This window comes from Kitasatospora sp. NPDC029367 (assembly GCF_055569135.1).
Window position 1 is genome coordinate 1 of the sequence record NZ_JBVHYH010000025.1, and the last position, 14,778, is coordinate 14,778.

Annotated in this window: 14 protein-coding genes; 6 read left to right on the forward strand and 8 right to left on the reverse strand. The window is 71.3% G+C overall.

Annotated elements, in window-relative coordinates; all coding sequences use genetic code 11:
* The first annotated feature begins 96 nt into the window (after nt 1-96).
* The gene (locus ACZ4W5_RS16210; RefSeq protein WP_465655062.1) at nt 97-498 is read left to right on the forward strand and encodes an allene oxide cyclase barrel-like domain-containing protein; all 402 of its coding nucleotides are present in this window, start codon (nt 97-99) and stop codon (nt 496-498) included.
* Nucleotides 499-587: 89 nt separating this feature from the next.
* On the opposite strand, the gene ACZ4W5_RS16215 is transcribed toward ACZ4W5_RS16210, so the two are convergent.
* The 5 genes from ACZ4W5_RS16215 to ACZ4W5_RS16235 form a co-directional block, all read right to left on the reverse strand.
* The gene (locus ACZ4W5_RS16215; RefSeq protein ID WP_360243761.1) at nt 588-1,103 is read right to left on the reverse strand and encodes a MarR family winged helix-turn-helix transcriptional regulator; all 516 of its coding nucleotides are present in this window, start codon (nt 1,101-1,103) and stop codon (nt 588-590) included.
* 40 nt (nt 1,104-1,143) lie between these two features.
* Complete coding sequence (locus ACZ4W5_RS16220) at nt 1,144-1,944, reverse strand: AIM24 family protein (RefSeq protein WP_465655129.1); 801 nt, start codon at nt 1,942-1,944, stop codon at nt 1,144-1,146.
* Nucleotides 1,945-2,150: 206 nt separating this feature from the next.
* Nucleotides 2,151-2,801, reverse strand: coding sequence for an AIM24 family protein (locus tag ACZ4W5_RS16225; RefSeq protein ID WP_402481135.1), 651 nt, complete (start codon nt 2,799-2,801; stop codon nt 2,151-2,153).
* The gene (locus ACZ4W5_RS16230) at nt 2,801-3,439 is read right to left on the reverse strand and encodes an AIM24 family protein (RefSeq protein WP_360243755.1); all 639 of its coding nucleotides are present in this window, start codon (nt 3,437-3,439) and stop codon (nt 2,801-2,803) included. Before ACZ4W5_RS16230 ends, ACZ4W5_RS16225 begins: the two co-directional genes overlap by 1 nt.
* A gap of 80 nt (nt 3,440-3,519) precedes the next feature.
* The gene (locus ACZ4W5_RS16235) at nt 3,520-4,323 is read right to left on the reverse strand and encodes a DUF2127 domain-containing protein (protein WP_465655065.1); all 804 of its coding nucleotides are present in this window, start codon (nt 4,321-4,323) and stop codon (nt 3,520-3,522) included.
* A 232-nt stretch (nt 4,324-4,555) separates the two neighbouring features.
* On the opposite strand from ACZ4W5_RS16235, the gene ACZ4W5_RS16240 reads away from it, so the two are divergent.
* On the forward strand, nt 4,556-4,882 hold the full coding sequence (locus ACZ4W5_RS16240) for a DUF3817 domain-containing protein (protein WP_465655131.1): 327 nt from the start codon (nt 4,556-4,558) through the stop codon (nt 4,880-4,882).
* 109 nt (nt 4,883-4,991) lie between these two features.
* Here the strand turns inward: ACZ4W5_RS16240 and ACZ4W5_RS16245 are convergent, their stop codons facing one another.
* Entirely contained in the window at nt 4,992-6,614 is a 1,623-nt protein-coding gene (locus ACZ4W5_RS16245; RefSeq protein WP_465655066.1) for a M4 family metallopeptidase, read from the reverse strand.
* Nucleotides 6,615-6,999: 385 nt separating this feature from the next.
* On the reverse strand, nt 7,000-8,628 hold the full coding sequence (locus ACZ4W5_RS16250) for a M4 family metallopeptidase (protein WP_360243746.1): 1,629 nt from the start codon (nt 8,626-8,628) through the stop codon (nt 7,000-7,002).
* Nucleotides 8,629-9,125: 497 nt separating this feature from the next.
* Here ACZ4W5_RS16250 and ACZ4W5_RS16255 point away from each other — a divergent pair, with 497 nt between their 5' ends.
* From ACZ4W5_RS16255 to ACZ4W5_RS16265, 3 genes are all read left to right on the forward strand, one after another.
* The gene (locus ACZ4W5_RS16255; RefSeq protein WP_360243743.1) at nt 9,126-9,662 is read left to right on the forward strand and encodes a MarR family winged helix-turn-helix transcriptional regulator; all 537 of its coding nucleotides are present in this window, start codon (nt 9,126-9,128) and stop codon (nt 9,660-9,662) included.
* 76 nt (nt 9,663-9,738) lie between these two features.
* Complete coding sequence (locus tag ACZ4W5_RS16260; RefSeq protein WP_360243740.1) at nt 9,739-10,077, forward strand: DUF3817 domain-containing protein; 339 nt, start codon at nt 9,739-9,741, stop codon at nt 10,075-10,077.
* A gap of 236 nt (nt 10,078-10,313) precedes the next feature.
* A complete protein-coding gene (locus ACZ4W5_RS16265) occupies nt 10,314-11,999 on the forward strand; it encodes an acyl-CoA mutase large subunit family protein (RefSeq protein ID WP_360243737.1) in 1,686 nt (561 codons plus the stop codon).
* 56 nt (nt 12,000-12,055) lie between these two features.
* On the opposite strand, the gene ACZ4W5_RS16270 is transcribed toward ACZ4W5_RS16265, so the two are convergent.
* Nucleotides 12,056-12,700 carry a TetR/AcrR family transcriptional regulator gene (locus tag ACZ4W5_RS16270; protein ID WP_402481601.1) on the reverse strand — a complete coding sequence of 215 codons (645 nt, stop codon included), beginning with the start codon at nt 12,698-12,700 and terminating at the stop codon, nt 12,056-12,058.
* A 384-nt stretch (nt 12,701-13,084) separates the two neighbouring features.
* On the opposite strand from ACZ4W5_RS16270, the gene ACZ4W5_RS16275 reads away from it, so the two are divergent.
* Nucleotides 13,085-14,077, forward strand: coding sequence for a tetratricopeptide repeat protein (locus ACZ4W5_RS16275; protein ID WP_465655070.1), 993 nt, complete (start codon nt 13,085-13,087; stop codon nt 14,075-14,077).
* Nucleotides 14,078-14,778 lie beyond the last annotated feature (701 nt).

A 14,778-nucleotide genomic window follows, 5' to 3' on the forward strand; every position in this document is an offset into this window, starting at 1 on the left:
GCGGCTCGTGGCGGAACGGAAACGGCGCTGACCCCCTTCTCCGCCCACACCCCCTTCCCCCCCCCCCCCCCCCCCACCGCCGATTCCGCCCAGGCCATGGGCAGGGACCGGGTCATCACCCTCATCGGCCGGCTCGCGCAGCAGTCGCACTTCCCGGTCAACCCCGGCGGCGCCCCGGCCCAGGGCGATCGGACCGTCTTCCGCTCGATCCTCTTCGACAAGGACGGCATCAATCAGGTCGGCGAGACCGACGGCACCTGCACCACCACCACCGTCGACAACGGCGGAGCGGAGGAGTGCGTCGTGACCTACACCCTCGCGGACGGCCAGATCTCCGCGCAGGGGATGGTCTTCGGCAACCTCAACCCGGGCCCGCCGCCGTCCTTCGACAACGCGATCACCGGCGGCACCGGGGAGTTCGACCGGGCCCGTGGCCAGATCCACGCCGACACGATCGGTCCGGGCACGAGGCGCTTCACGATCGACCTCGACCGCTGACCGGTCCTGCGCACCGCATCCGGCGGCCCCGCCCTCTCGGCGGGGCCGCCGTCGTTCTCACGTTCTCCCCGGTGATAAGGATGTAGTCCCTACGGCTTGCCGCGCAGGCCGCGGAGGTGTTCGGCGACCGGGGCCAGGGCCGCGTAGAGGGCGTCGAGCTGCTCCGGGGTGAAGCGGTCGATGAAGTGGGCCCGGACGCTGCGCACGTGGTCGGGGGCGACCCGCTGCATGGTCTCCCAGCCCTGTTCGGTGAGGTGGGCGTAGAGGCCGCGGCGGTCGCCGGGGCACTCCTGACGCAGCACCAGCCCGGCGTTCTCCATCCGGGTGATCTGGTGCGAGAGCCGGCTCTTGGACTGCAGGGTGGCGGTCGCGAGGTCCGTCATCCGCATCCGGTGGTCGGGGGCCTCGGAGAGCACGACCAGGATCTCGTAGTCGTTGATCGCCAGGTTGTGGGGCTGGAGTTCACGGCTGAGCTGGTAGTCCAGCAGCTTGGCGACCTCCAGATGGGCGCGCCACATCCGCTGCTCCCTGGCGGTCAGCCAGGGAGTCTCCTCCTCGGGCTGCGGCGGAGGGTTGTCCGCAGTGTCGATCGTGTGCGTATCCATGGGATCCAGCATAGCCGATTTAGTTCAATCTTGTACAAGTTTACAGGCCGAAACGCCGACCGAGTTCGCCCAGGTTACCGAGGCCCGGTGCGTTGGGCTGGTTGCCGCCGTGGCCCGGCTGGATCGGCACCCCGCCGCCCGGGACCCCGGCCTCGGCGTCCACCCGGCCGACCGAGCGCTCGGCCAGCAGCGTCTCGCTGGACTGCACCAGCACCTGCCCGGCACCGATGAACTCGAACTGGTGCTCCTCGCCGGAGGCGCCGCCGATGCCGGTCAGCCGGCGCAGGCCGCCGACCACCCCGTGCAGGTAGTCGTGGTCGTAGTGGTGGCACGGCGCCGGGCAGTCCGCCCAGCCGACCAGGGCCTGCGGGTCCACCCGGACCGGCGGCTCGACGAAGTGCACCGGCCCGTTGGAGGCGGCGACGAAGCGGCCGGTGCCGATCAGGGTCAGGAAGCCCGGGATGATCGACTGCTTGAGCCGCAGCGTCGGGTCGAAGGCGAGCAGGTTGCCCGAGCGGACGGTCAGGTTGCCGTCGTCCAGGTCGTAGGAGTTGAGGTCGAAGGCGCGGTCGGCCAGCAGCAGCCGGCCGGAGCCCTGGGCGACCACCCAGTCCGAGGCGTGCAGCGGGGAGTTGAAGTGCTGGCCGAGTACCCGGTCGACCATCCCGGCGCCGACGCCGCGGAAGGAGATGTCGCCGTAGTAGGCGACCATCTTGCCCTTCTGCAGGAAGTAGGAGCCGTTCAGCTCGACGGCGAAGGCGTAGGGGTTGACGTTGTCGTTGGCCGGCAGGGTGTGCGCGTCGTACACCACCGGGCCGGTGCCGCCGTGGGTGGTCGGCAGCGGGGCCTGCGGGCCGCCGAACTGCTCCTGGGCGTACGACTGTTGGGGCTGCGGCGGCTGGTAGGACGGCGGCGGTGGCGGGGGAGGCGGCGGCGGGTGGCCCGCGGAGCGGCCGTGGTCCGGCGGCAGCGTGAAGCCCGGCTGGGTCTGCTGGTCGTGCGGCGACTGCCCGTACGGCGGCTGCGGCGGCTGCGGCGGGTGGGACATCAGAGCTTCTCCTCGCTCGCCTGGACGTACACCGTGCCCTGCCCGGACAGCTCCAGCTGGAACGCCTCGCCCGAGCCCCGGCCGATCATCTCGCGCCAGCCGATCGCGGTGGACAGTTTGTTGCGCACCTCGCCGCGGTGCGCCACGTACGCCTGCGGGTCGACGTGCACCGACTGGCCGGGGGTGATCGGCAGCTCGAAGACGCCGCCGTGGGCCATCACCGCGACCGAGCCCTGCCCCTCCAGCCGGGTGGTGAACAGGCCCTGCCCGCTGACCTGGCCGCGGACCATGCCCATCACCCCGCCCTGCGAGCCGAGGAAGACGGTGGACTGGCGCAGGGTGCCCTCGAAGGCGAGCAGCCGGTCCGCCTCGACGAACAGGGTGTCGCCGACCAGGTCGATCACGTGCACATGGTGGCCGCCGTGGCCGAACATCACCCGGCCCTGGCCCTCGACCGTCATCAGCGGGGTGTCCTCGTTGGCGACCCGCCGGCCGATCATCGACATCACCCCGCCCTGGCCGCCGGTGATGTTCGGGGTGAAGCGGACGTCGCCGGTGTACCCGAGCATGGCCCCGCGCTGGCTGAACAGCCGCTGACCGGGCACCACCTGGGCCTCGACCATCTTGCCGTTGATCCGGGTGAAGCCCATCAGACGTCACCCCCGATGGTGACCTTCTCCGAGGGCTGGACGTACACCAGGCCCTCGCCGGTGAACTCGACCTGCACGGCCTCGCCGCCGCCCTCGCCGATCACCGTGGTCCAGCCCGCGCCCGACTTCACGCTGCGGTGCAGGTTGCCGGTGTGCGCGACGTACGCGCCGGGGTCGACCCGCAGCGGCATGTCCTTGCCGACCCGCAGGATGACGGCCGGCCCGTTGGAGGTGACGGCCGCCCAGCCGTGCCCCTCCACCTTGGTGGTGAAGAGGCCGTTGCCCGAGGAGACGCCGTTCAGCCCGGTGAAGCTGGTGCCGGTGTGCAGCCCGGCCTCGGTGCAGAGCAGGTTGTCCGCCTCGACGTAGAGCGTCTCCCCGTCGAGGCGGACCAGGTTGATCTCGGTGGCCCGGTCGGCGAAGTAGCAGGTGCCCTGCCCCTTCACCTCCATGACCGTCATCCGCTCGCCGGTGAGTCTGCGGGCGACCATGCCGCGCAGCCCGTCCCCGCCGCCGGTCAGTTTCTTGAAGGTCATCTGGCCGGTGTACGCGACCATCGAGCCGTGCCGGGCCTTGACGGCGTCCCCGCCCAACTCGACGGCGAGCACCCGCGATCCCTGGAGTCTGAACTGTGCCACGGCCGCAATCTAGCCGCCGCGGGGGCGGCCGGGCGAGAGGGCCGGGGCGGACCGGTACGGACTCGGGACAGTCGTTCGGGTCAGGAGCGTGCGTGCGCCCCGCGGCCGTGGCCGGGGTGCGGGACCGTCCCGGCGGCCTCCTCGACCTCCAGCAGCGAGGCCGAGTGGCGCTCCGCCTCGAAGGCCACCACGCCGCCGCGCAGGCCGAACAGCCGCTTGGAGAGCATGATCCAGAGCACCGCGGCGATGTTCAGCAGCAGGGTGCAGATCTTCACCGCGCTGACGTGCTCGTGCAGCTCGTAGCCCTCCAGCGGGAGGAAGGCGGCGGTGGCGACCACGGTCAGGTACTCGGCCCAGCGCTTGCCCAGCCAGAGGCCGACCGCCTCGACGATCTCGATCAGCGCGTAGGCGACCAGCGCGCCCGCGACGACCAGCAGGGTCTTCTTCTGGTAGCCGAAGGTCTTGCGGATGGTCTCGACGATCGGGGCGTGGTCGAGGTCCCAGTGGAAGTGGTCGGTGACCGGCTTGAAGACCGTGAGGTCGTCCTCGAAGATCCGCTGCACGGCCTCCTGGCTGTTGGAGAACTTCCAGACGCCCCAGGCCATCAGGATGATGATCACGCCGCGCAGGACCCGCTCGACGGCCAGGAAGCGCAGGATGAAGAGGTCCCGCAGCGCCTTGCCGCGCGGCACCAGCGGGGCGTCCGCCGCCGGGCCGGAGCCGTGCGGGGCGCCGAGCGCGAAGTCGCCGCAGCGCAGGCAGCGCCAGGCGTCGCCGACGGCGGTGGCGGTGTGCAGCCGGGCGGCCAGCTCGGGCTCGGCCGGCGCGTAGGTGATGTGGCCGCGCTTGGCGCAGGTCCTGCGGTCCCAGTCACGCTTGAACATGTGGTGCTACCCCCGTGGTGCGGTGCCGGTGACGCCCGGTTCCGTCGGGCGCGCGGGCAGCAGGATAGGGGGTACGGGCGACGCTCCGGCGCATCCGGCGGGGTTCTGGCGCGCGGCTGTGACATCCGGCACGGTGGCCACCCCCGGCCCGGGGCCCGTACGTGTGCTCGGTGATAATGGCCGGAAGGCTTGTGAGTCGCTTCACAAGCGTGCCCGCGCCTCCGACCCCCGTATTGAGGTATCCATCGTGAACAGCAGCGCCGTCCACCGCCTGCGCCTGGTCTCCGCTCCCGAGGGGATCTCCTTCATCCTGCTGCTGATCTGCTCGGTGCTGAAGCGGACCACGTCCTTCGACGCCGTGCCGGTGATGGGCATGGTCCACGGGATCCTGTTCATCCTGTACGTGGTCTTCTGGATCCAGGCCTGGCAGGCGCAGAAGTGGGACGTCAAGCGCGGCGCCCTGCTCTTCGTGCTCTCGGTGCTGCCGCTCGGCGGCTTCTTCGCCGAGCGGATGCTCGGCCGGGAGGAGCGCGGCGAACTGCAGCCCGCCACCGCCTGATCCCGCTTCCGTGCGGACGGTCGACAGGCTGCCACGGCCTCCTCTCCCAAAGGGCCGCGGCAGCCTGTCGCCGTTTCTCACCGGTGGTGGCTGGTGGGCGCCGGGGCGGCTAGTTGACGTTCACCCCGCTCCAGGCCGCGCCCACCGCCTTGTACTCGGCGCTGGTGGCGCCGTAGAGGTCGGAGGCGGCCTTGAGGGTCGCCGTGCGGGCGGCCTTGTAGTTGGTGGTGGAGGTCATGTAGACGGTCAGCGCGCGGTACCAGATCGCGGCCGCCTTGTTGCGGCCGATGCCGGTCACCGTCGAGCCGTTGGAGGTCGGGCTGTTGTAGCTGACCCCGTTGACGACCTTGGCGCCGCTGCCCTCGGACAGCAGGTAGAAGAAGTGGTTGGCCACGCCCGAGGAGTAGTGGACGTCCTTGTTGCCGACCGTGGAGGACCAGTAGTCGGCCGAGCGGCCGTCCTTGGACGGCTTGTCCATGTAGCGCAGCGGGGTGCCGTTGCCGTTGATGTTGAGCTTCTCGCCGATCAGGTAGTCCGGCGGGTCGGCGGGCAGGTTGGCGTACCACTCGACCATGGTGCCGAAGATGTCCGAGGTGGCCTCGTTGAGGCCGCCGGACTCGCCCGAGTAGATCAGCCCGGCGGTGGCGGAGGTGACGCCGTGGCTCATCTCGTGGCCGGAGACGTCGATGGCGGTGAGCGGGTGGGTGTTGCCCGAGCCGTCGCCGTACGTCATGCAGAAGCAGGAGTCGTCCCAGAACGCGTTCACGTAGTTGCTGCTGTAGTGGACGCGGCTGGCGGCGCCGACGCCGTTGTTCTTGATGCCGTTGCGGCCGAAGGTGTTCTTGTAGAAGTCCCAGGTGGCGGCTGCGCCGAACTGGGCGTCCACGGCGGCGGACTCCCGGTTGGACGGTGAGCCGTTGCCCCAGGAGTTGGTGGTGTTGCTGAACAGCGTGCCGCTGCCCGAGGTGCCGCCCTTGAGGTCGGTGGTGGACTGGTTGCCCCGGGAGGCGTCCTTGAGCGAGTAGGTCGAGCCGCTCTGGGTGGTGGTGAGGGTGACGGTGCCGACGTTGACGCCCTTGCCGGTGCCGGTCGCGGTCATCACCTGCTCCTGGCTGGAGAGCACCCGGCCGGTGGCGGCGTCGGTGACGACCTCCTGGCGGCTCGGGGTGCCGTCCGCCCGCTGGCCCTGGACCACCGTGCGGTGGGCCAGCCGGGGGTTGCCGTCGGCCGCCCAGACCACCAGTTCCGGCGTGTCGGCGCCGTCCACCCGGCTGAGCGCCGGCTCGTCCGCGTCTGCGGCCAGGCCGACGGTCGCCCGGACGGCGTCGGTGGCACGGGCGGCGGCCTGGCCGCCGGTGAGCGCCGGGGTGGTGGTGGTCAGCGCCAGTCGGCCGTCGAAGGCGCGGTCCACCGAGGCCACCGAGCCGTTCGGGCGCTGGTGGACGACCAGGTCGCCGCCCAGCACCGGCAGGCCGGCGAAGGTGCGCTCGTAGCGCAGGTGCCGGGTGCCGTCGGCGTCCACCACGGCGTCCTTGACGACGAGCCGCTCCTGGCCGCCGAGGGCCAGCTGCTGCGCGAGCGGGGCGCTCTGCGCGGCGGCCAGCGCGAGCGGGGCGGCCGACGGCGGGGCGGGTACGGCCGCCTGGGCGGCGGGGAGGGCGGCGATCTGGACGACGCCGGCCAGCAGAGCGGTGGCGGAGAGCACCGCCGGAAGGGTCAACTTTCGCTTCACGTGGGGCAGTTCCTTCCACGAGACCCGCGGGTGCCTGCGGGTGCGCCGCGTACCGGGGCGCCGGGGGTGGCGCCGTTGGGGGCGGTAGGGCGCGGACGTGCTGCTCCCGTGCGGCTTCTGACGATCCGTCAATTGGGTGGGGGTGACGGAGCGTTGAGCGGGAGCTTGGTCATAAGCATGACAATTCGTGGCAGGAAAGAACAGGGCGCCGCCGGGGATTGGCCAGGAGTCGCCAGCGGCGGTGCGGATGGTTCGGTTGCCGTCCACTGTCCGGAATTTACGGTTCGTCCGGCTGGCGGAACCCCGCCAGCTGCGGGTATGGACGGACGCCCGGGACCTGCCCTCCAACGGGGCCCCGGGCGTCCGGCTCACCTTGCGCCGTGCGTCACTTCACGTTGACGGCGGTCCAGGTCGCGGCGACGGCGCTGTACTCGGCGCTGGTGGCGCCGTACAGGTCCGCCGCGGCCTTGAGGGTGCCGGTACGGGCCGCCGCGTAGTTGGTGGTGGAGGTGAAGTAGGTGGTCAGCGCGCGGTACCAGATCTTCGCCGCCTTGTCCCGGCCGATGCCGGCGAGGCTGGAGCCGTCGTACGTCGGGCTGTTGTAGCTGACGCCGTTGATGGTCTTGGCGCCACTGCCCTCGGACAGCAGGTAGAAGAAGTGGTTGGCGACGCCCGAGGAGTAGTGGACGTCCTTGTTGCCGACCGTGGAGGACCAGTAGTCCGCCGACGCGCCGTCCTTGGAGGGCTGGTCCATGTAGCGCAGCGGCTTGCCGTCACCGTTGATGTTGATCTGCTCGCCGATGAGGTAGTCCGGCTTGTCGGAGGGCAGGTTGGCGTACCACTCGACCATGGTGCCGAAGATGTCCGAGGTGGCCTCGTTGAGGCCGCCGGACTCACCGGAGTAGTTGAGGCCGGCGGTGGCGGAGGTGACGCCGTGGCTCATCTCGTGGCCGGCCACGTCCAGCGCGGTCAGCGGGTGGGTGTTGCTGGTGCCGTCGCCGTACGTCATGCAGAAGCAGGAGTCGTCCCAGAACGCGTTGACGTAGTTGGAGCCGTAGTGGACCCGGCTGGCGGCGCCGACGCCGTTGTTCTTGATGCCGCTGCGGCCGAAGGTGTTCTTGTAGAAGTCCCAGGTGGCCGCGGCGCCGTACTGGGCGTCCACGGCGGCGGACTCGGCGTTGGAGGCCAGGCCGTTGCCGAAGCTGTTGGTGGTGTTGGCGACCAGGGTGCCGGAGCCGGAGGTCCTGCCCTTGAGGGTGTAGGTGGCCTGGCCGCCGCGGGTGGCGTCCTTGAGCTGGTAGGAGCTGCCGCTCTGGGTGGTGGTCAGCGGGACGGTGCCGACGAAGACGCCCTTGCCGGTGCCGGAGGCGGTCTGCACCTCCTCGTGGGTGGAGAGCACCTGGCCGCTCGCCGCGTCGGTGACCAGCAGCTGGCGGCTCGGGGTGCCGTCGGCGCGCTCGCCCTCGACCGTGGTGCGGTACGCCAGGCGCGGGCTGCCGTCGGTGGCCCAGACCACCAGCTCGGCCTTGCCGGTCTGGTGCACCGCCGTCAGCGGCGCCTCGTCCTCGTCGACGGTGATGCCGACGGTGGACTGCACGGCGCCGGTGGCCTGGGCGGCGGCCTTGTCCGCGGGGATCTGCGGGGTGAGGCTGGGCAGCGCGAGCTTGGCGCCGATGGCCTTGTCCACGGCGGTGGTGGTGCCGTCCGCCTTCTGGTGCACGACCAGGTCGCCGCCGAGGACGGGGAGCCCGGCGAGGGTGCGCTCGTAGCGGAGGTGGCGGGTGCCGTCGGCGTCCACCACGACGTCCTTGGCCACCAGTTGCTCCTGGCCGCCGAGGGCCAGGGCGTGGGCGACCTTGCCGGACTGGCCGTTCGCCTGGGCGAGCAGGGCGGCGAGCTGCTGGGAGCTGCCGGCCTGCGGGGCGGGGTCGGCCTGGGCCGCGCCGGCCTGGACGACACCGGTGAGCAGAGCGGTGGCGGACAGTACGGCGACTGCGGCGAGCTTTCGCTTCACGGACGAGTCCTTCCGGGAAACCGCGTGTGGGCGCGGTCGCACCGCGTCCCGGGGGCCGGGGTCGGCACCTTCGGGGCGGGACGGGCGCTGACGTGCGAGGACCCCGAACGGTCGTGCGGCTGCCACCGGTTGGGTGGGGGTGGTGGCGGTCGAACGGGGTTGGCGGAAAGCATGACAATCGAGCAAATCAAATGACAGGTCTTCCTCATGAATTGGCCAAGTCCCGCCAGGGCGAAGGAATGTGAACGGGCGGACAAAGCGGACGTTTTACCCCGACTTTCAGCGGGTTACGGTCCGAACCGAGGCCTGATACCGGGGTGTTCGGGCGTTCGACGGTCAACCCCGTTGCGCCGGGCGACCGTTGCCCGCAGTTCACACCGACGCAATGTCCAGGTATGGACCTGGCCGTCCGATTGGCGGGATCCCGCCACGCGTCGCGCTTGTCCACCATCAGGACGGCTGGTAGCACACGTCCCGTCCGCCGGTACGGTAAGGAGGTGGCCAAGCCCCTCGCACTCGACTTCGACCCGATCGCCCGCGCCGACGAACTGTGGGCCCGCCGCTGGGGCACCGTGCCCTCGATGGCGGCGATCACCTCGATCATGCGCGCCCACCAGATCCTGCTGTCCCGGGTCGACGCGGTGCTCAAACCGTACGGACTGACCTTCGCCCGGTACGAGGCGCTGGTGCTGCTGACCTTCAGCCGGACCGGCGAGCTCTCGCTCTCCAAGATCGGCGAGCGGCTGATGGTCCACCCGACCAGCGTCACCAACACCGTCGACCGGCTGGAGCGGGCAGGCCTGGTCGCCCGCCGCCCCAACCCGCTGGACGGCCGCGGGGTGCTCGCCGCGATCACCGGGCGCGGCCGCGAGGTGGTCGAGGAGGCCACCCGGGAGCTGATGTCGATGGAGTTCGGGCTGGAGGAGTACGGCCCCGAGCAGTGCCGGCAGGTCTTCGAACTGCTCAGGCCGCTGCGGATCGCGGCGGGCGACTTCGCCGAGCCGGACGAGGGGGCTGCTCAGGGGCGGCCGTGAGGACGGCTACCCTCGTGGGAGCGGTGCGCGGATCCGGGCGTACCGGCCCAAAGAGCCGAGCGAGGCGAGGAAGAGTATGAAGGCGACCCCCCTGCTGGGCTGGTACCGCGGCCTGGCCATTGCGACCGGTGTGGCACTCCTGGTGTTCTGCGGCTTCATGGTCGCGAAGTACGGTTTCAGCACCGCCGAGGACGTGACCACCTACGTCGCGATGCTGCACGGCTACCTGTACATCGGGTACTTCGTGGTGACCTTCCTGCTCGGGCAGAAGCTCAAGTGGCCGCTCGGCCGCCTGGTGCTGACCCTGGCGGCGGGCTGCATCCCCTTCCTCTCCTTCGTCTTCGAGCGCCGGGTGGCCCGCGAGGCCGCCGAGCAGCTCCCGGCGGGCGGCGCCCGTCAGCCGGCCGGCGTCTGAGCCGCACGCCGCGAGGGCGCGCCACGAGCACGTGCCGCCAGGGCGCCCTTCCCCGACCGGGGGAGGGCGCCCTCGGCGTTTCCGCCCCCTCCCGCCCGGCTGCCGCTCCCGGCCGCCGCCGTTTCCACGGGCGGGGCTCCATCGACAAGTACTAGGACGTCCGAGTAAATTAGTAGGACGTCCTAATAGCTGTGCCGCCCGGTGCCGTGGCGGCCGTACGGAGCGGAGTTCGGCCCATGGACGCCGAGGACATCGAGCGCGGACGCCAGCGCTGGCAGCAGCGGTACGACAAGGCCCGCAAGCGCGACGCGGACTTCACCACCCTCTCCGGCGACGAGGTCGAGCCGGTCTACGGCCCGGCGCCCGGCCAGCCCGTCGAGGGCTTCGAGCGGATCGGCTGGCCCGGCGAGTACCCCTTCACCCGCGGCCTGCACCCCACCGGCTACCGCGGCCGCACCTGGACCATCCGGCAGTTCGCCGGGTTCGGCAACGCCCAGCAGACCAACGAGCGCTACCGGATGATCCTGGACGCGGGCGGCGGCGGCCTCTCGGTCGCCTTCGACATGCCCACCCTGATGGGCTACGACTCGGACGACCCCAAGTCGCTCGGCGAGGTCGGCCACTGCGGCGTCGCCATCGACTCGGCCGCCGACATGGAGGTGCTGTTCGCCGGCATCCCGCTCGGCGAGGTCACCACCTCGATGACGATCAGCGGCCCGGCCGTCCCGATCTTCTGCATGTACCTGGTCGCCGCCGAGCGCCAGGGCGTGGACCCGGCGGTGCTCAACGGCACCCTGCAGACCGACATCTTCAAGGAGTACATCGCCCAGAAGGAGTGGCTCTTCGCCCCCGAGCCGCACCTGCGCCTGATCGGCGACCTGATGGAGCACTGCGCCCAGGGCATCCCGGCGTACAAGCCGCTCTCCGTCTCGGGCTACCACATCCGCGAGGCCGGGGCGACGGCCGCGCAGGAGCTGGCGTACACCCTCGCGGACGGCTTCGCCTACGTCGAACTGGGCCTGTCCCGCGGCCTGGACGTGGACGTCTTCGCGCCCGGCCTGTCCTTCTTCTTCGACGCCCACCTGGACTTCTTCGAGGAGATCGCCAAGTTCCGCGCCGCGCGCCGGATCTGGGCCCGCTGGATGCGCGACCGCTTCGGCGCCAAGACCGACAAGGCGCAGTGGCTGCGCTTCCACACCCAGACCGCCGGCGTCTCGCTCACCGCGCAGCAGCCGTACAACAACGTGGTGCGCACCGCGGTCGAGGCGCTCTCCGCGGTGCTCGGCGGCACCAACTCGCTGCACACCAACGCGCTGGACGAGACCCTGGCGCTGCCCTCCGAGCAGGCCGCCGAGATCGCGCTGCGCACCCAGCAGGTGCTGATGGAGGAGACCGGCGTCACCAACGTGGCCGACCCGCTGGGCGGTTCCTGGTACGTCGAGGCGCTGACCGACCGGATCGAGCAGCAGGCCGAGGCGATCTTCCAACGGATCCTGGACAAGGGCCGGGCGGACCATGAGATCGGCCCGATCACCTCCGGCATCCTGCGCGGGATCGAGGAGGGCTGGTTCACCGGCGAGATCGCCGAGGCGGCCTTCCAGTACCAGCAGTCGGTGGAGAAGGGCGAGAAGCGCGTGGTCGGCGTCAACTGCCACCCGCGCAGCGTCACCCCCGACCTGGAGATCCTGCGGGTCAGCCACGAGGTCGAGCGCGAGCAGGTGCGGGTGCTGGGCGAGCGCAAGGCGGCCCGGGACGAGGCGGCGGTGCGGGCCGGGCTGGACGCCATGCTGGCGGCGGCCCGCTCGGGCGAGTCGATGATCCCGCCGATGCTGGACGCGGTGCGCGCCGAGGCGACCCTGGGCGAGATCTGCAACGCGCTGCGGCAGGAGTGGGGGACGTACCAGGAGAACGCGGCCTTCTGACCCGTTGAACGTCCGAGCCGCCGTACGGAGGTCCGTACGGCGGCTTCGGCGTGCCGTCAGCCGATGACCAGCGGTCCGAGCAGCAGGTCGATGAAGCGGCGGGTCCACGCGGGGGTGATCGGCTCGCCGCTGACCAGCACGCGGTGCTCGACGGTGCCGGCGATGGTGTCGAAGATGATGTCGACCTCCTCGCGGGCCGAGGCGGTGTCGGTGTCCGCCTCCAGTTCGCCGCGCGCCTGGGCGGCCGCCCGGCCCTGCCGGACCAGCCGCTTCTGCGGGTCCACGATGGCCTCCCGGATCCGGCGGCGCAGCTGAGGATCCCGGGTGCCCTCGGCGAACAGGGCGAGCAGCGCGGCCTGGGTCTCCGGGCGGGCCAGCAGGTCGGCGAACTGGCCGACCACGGCCTCGATGTCGGCCCGCAGGCTGCCGAGGTCGGGCATCACCAGCTCGTCGAAGAGGCTGGCGACGGCGTCGACCACCAGCTCGTTCTTGGAGGGCCAGCGCCGGTAGAGGGTGGTCTTGGCGACCCCGGCCCGGGTCGCGACGTGGCCCATGGTCAGTCCGCCCCAGCCGAGTTCGGCGAGGGCCTCGCGGGTGGCGTCGAGGATCGCGAGGTCGGCGGCGGCGCTGCGCGGGCGGCCCTTGGCCCGTACGGCGCCGTCCCGTACGGCACCGTCCCGGACGGCGTCGTCCGGTCTCACGGAGGGCTGGGCGGCCGGCACCGGACCTCCTTGCGATCTACTGGTAAGTAACCTGGGTGGGGCTGGTAACGGTAGCGACTGTTCGGGGATTCGGGCAGTCAGGCGGCCGGTGAAAGTGGGGCAGCTCACGTCCCCGAACCGCCGGTGGGGCTTGCGGCCGGGGCACCGGCTCCAGTTACGCTACGACCTGTAGCGAAAGCAGTGACAACCAGGCGCCGACCCCGTGGGACGGGGCGGCGCGGGTGCGGGTGGGGATCCGCGCCGAACGGTTCAGGCTACCGGGGGAAGGGCGCACCGGCCGGGAACCCGCACCGCGCAGCCCGCGCGGGGCGACTTTCCGGAGGTTGGCGCCCGCGAGCAGCGACGACGGGGGAGGATGGTGCCATGCAGCCACGGAATTCGCGTCTCAACAGCTCCTCCCTGCGCGGTGCGGTCGACCTCGCCGCAGTGAAGGCGGCCGGTGAGGCCGCCCAGAAGGCCGAGCAGGCCCGGGCCGAGCGGGCCCGTCAGGCGGCCGCCGCCGAAGCGGACGGAGTCGCCGCCCCCCAGCCCGCCTACCAGCTCGTCATCGACGTCACCGAGGACACCTTCGAGACGGAGGTCGTCCAGCGCTCCGCCGAGGTGCCGGTCGTCATCGACTTCTGGGCCGAGTGGTGCGGGCCCTGCAAGCAGCTCAGCCCGATCCTGGAGGGCCTGGCCGAGGAGTACGCCGGCCGCTTCGTGCTCGCCAAGATCGACGTGGACGCCAACCAGCTGATCGCCCAGCAGTTCGGCATCCAGGGCATCCCGGCCGTGATGGCCGTGGTGGCCGGTCAGCTGGTGCCGCTGTTCCAGGGCGCGGAGAGCGCCGCCAACGTCCGCAAGGTGCTGGACCAGCTGATCCTGGTCGCCGAGCAGCGCTTCGGCATCTCCGGCGGCTCGGTCGTCCCGGGCGAGGCCGGCGCCGTCGCCCCGCAGCGGCCGGAGGACCCGGCGCTGGCCGCCGCGCACGACGCGCTGGACGCCGGCGACCTGAGCGGCGCCATCCAGGCGTACCGGAACGTGCTGGTCGACCAGCCGGGCAACACCGAGGCCAAGCTGGGCCTGGCCCAGGCCGAGCTGCTCAAGCGGGTCGAGGGCCTGGACCTCCAGTCGGTCCGGACGGCGGCCGCCGCCGACCCGAAGGACATCGGCATCCAGCTCCAGGCCGCCGACCTGGATCTGGTGGGCGGTCACGTCGAGGACGCCTTCGGGCGCCTGGTGGACACCGTCGGCCGGACCTTCGGCGAGGACCGGGACACCGTCCGGCGGCGCCTGCTGGAGCTGTTCGAGGTGATCGGCCCGGAGGACCCGCGGGTGGTCGTGGCCCGTGCGGCGCTGGCCCGCGTGCTGTTCTGAGCCGGGTGTTCTGAGCCGGGTGTTCTGAGCCGCCCCCGCGGCGGCCCGGCCCCGGTGCTGGCACCGGGTGCCTGACACCTCGGATGACCTGCGGTGTCGCCTGGTGATTTGGCGACAATCCGGTCAACCGGACAGAGGTTTACCAAATCTTGATTTCATCCGTGGGTGGTCACTATCCGTGACCACCCACGGGTGTTTCGCTGCTGTTTCCGGCAGATTTCGCCGTCACGTTTCCTTCAACGCGTCACGCACGGTGCAACGCGGGTCGATTCCATGATCAATGCCACCTGGTGTTGCATTACCCGTCAGTAAGGCACCCCTTGTGCTTCGCCCGGGATTCAAGCACGATCGGCCACGCCCGGTCCCTGACTCCACACCCTCCGACAGCCGGTCGGCCACGCGGAGTGCGGGATCCCCACCGGGTGATCCGCCGGCTCCGGTCGGCGGTAGGGAGGGCAGGGGGGTATCCGCGGTCCCACGGCGGTTCCTGTCCTCGACCGGCCGCGCGGCCCTGCGCGGTCGCTGGTTGTCGCTCGGGGGTGATCGCCGATGTCGTCGGTCCGACCCGTCGTCCCGCAAGGACGGCCGGTTACGGGACGGGAGTGCCGCAGCACGCAGGCCGCTCCCGCGTCCGACGACGACCGAGGCGCTCTCCGCTACCGAGGACGTAGCTCTCTCCCATCCCAGGCTCCCACCGGCGC

What these genes read in the sequence shown, in the direction of transcription:
- ACZ4W5_RS16210 (WP_465655062.1), top strand. Translation starts at nt 97, where the DNA reads ATGGGCAGGGACCGGGTCATCACCCTCATCGGCCGGCTCGCGCAGCAG.
- ACZ4W5_RS16215 (WP_360243761.1), bottom strand. Translation starts at nt 1,103, where the DNA reads ATGGATACGCACACGATCGACACTGCGGACAACCCTCCGCCGCAGCCC.
- ACZ4W5_RS16225 (WP_402481135.1), bottom strand. Translation starts at nt 2,801, where the DNA reads ATGGGCTTCACCCGGATCAACGGCAAGATGGTCGAGGCCCAGGTGGTG.
- ACZ4W5_RS16235 (WP_465655065.1), bottom strand. Translation starts at nt 4,323, where the DNA reads ATGTTCAAGCGTGACTGGGACCGCAGGACCTGCGCCAAGCGCGGCCAC.
- ACZ4W5_RS16260 (WP_360243740.1), top strand. Translation starts at nt 9,739, where the DNA reads ATGAAGGCGACCCCCCTGCTGGGCTGGTACCGCGGCCTGGCCATTGCG.
- ACZ4W5_RS16265 (WP_360243737.1), top strand. Translation starts at nt 10,314, where the DNA reads ATGGACGCCGAGGACATCGAGCGCGGACGCCAGCGCTGGCAGCAGCGG.
- ACZ4W5_RS16275 (WP_465655070.1), top strand. Translation starts at nt 13,085, where the DNA reads ATGCAGCCACGGAATTCGCGTCTCAACAGCTCCTCCCTGCGCGGTGCG.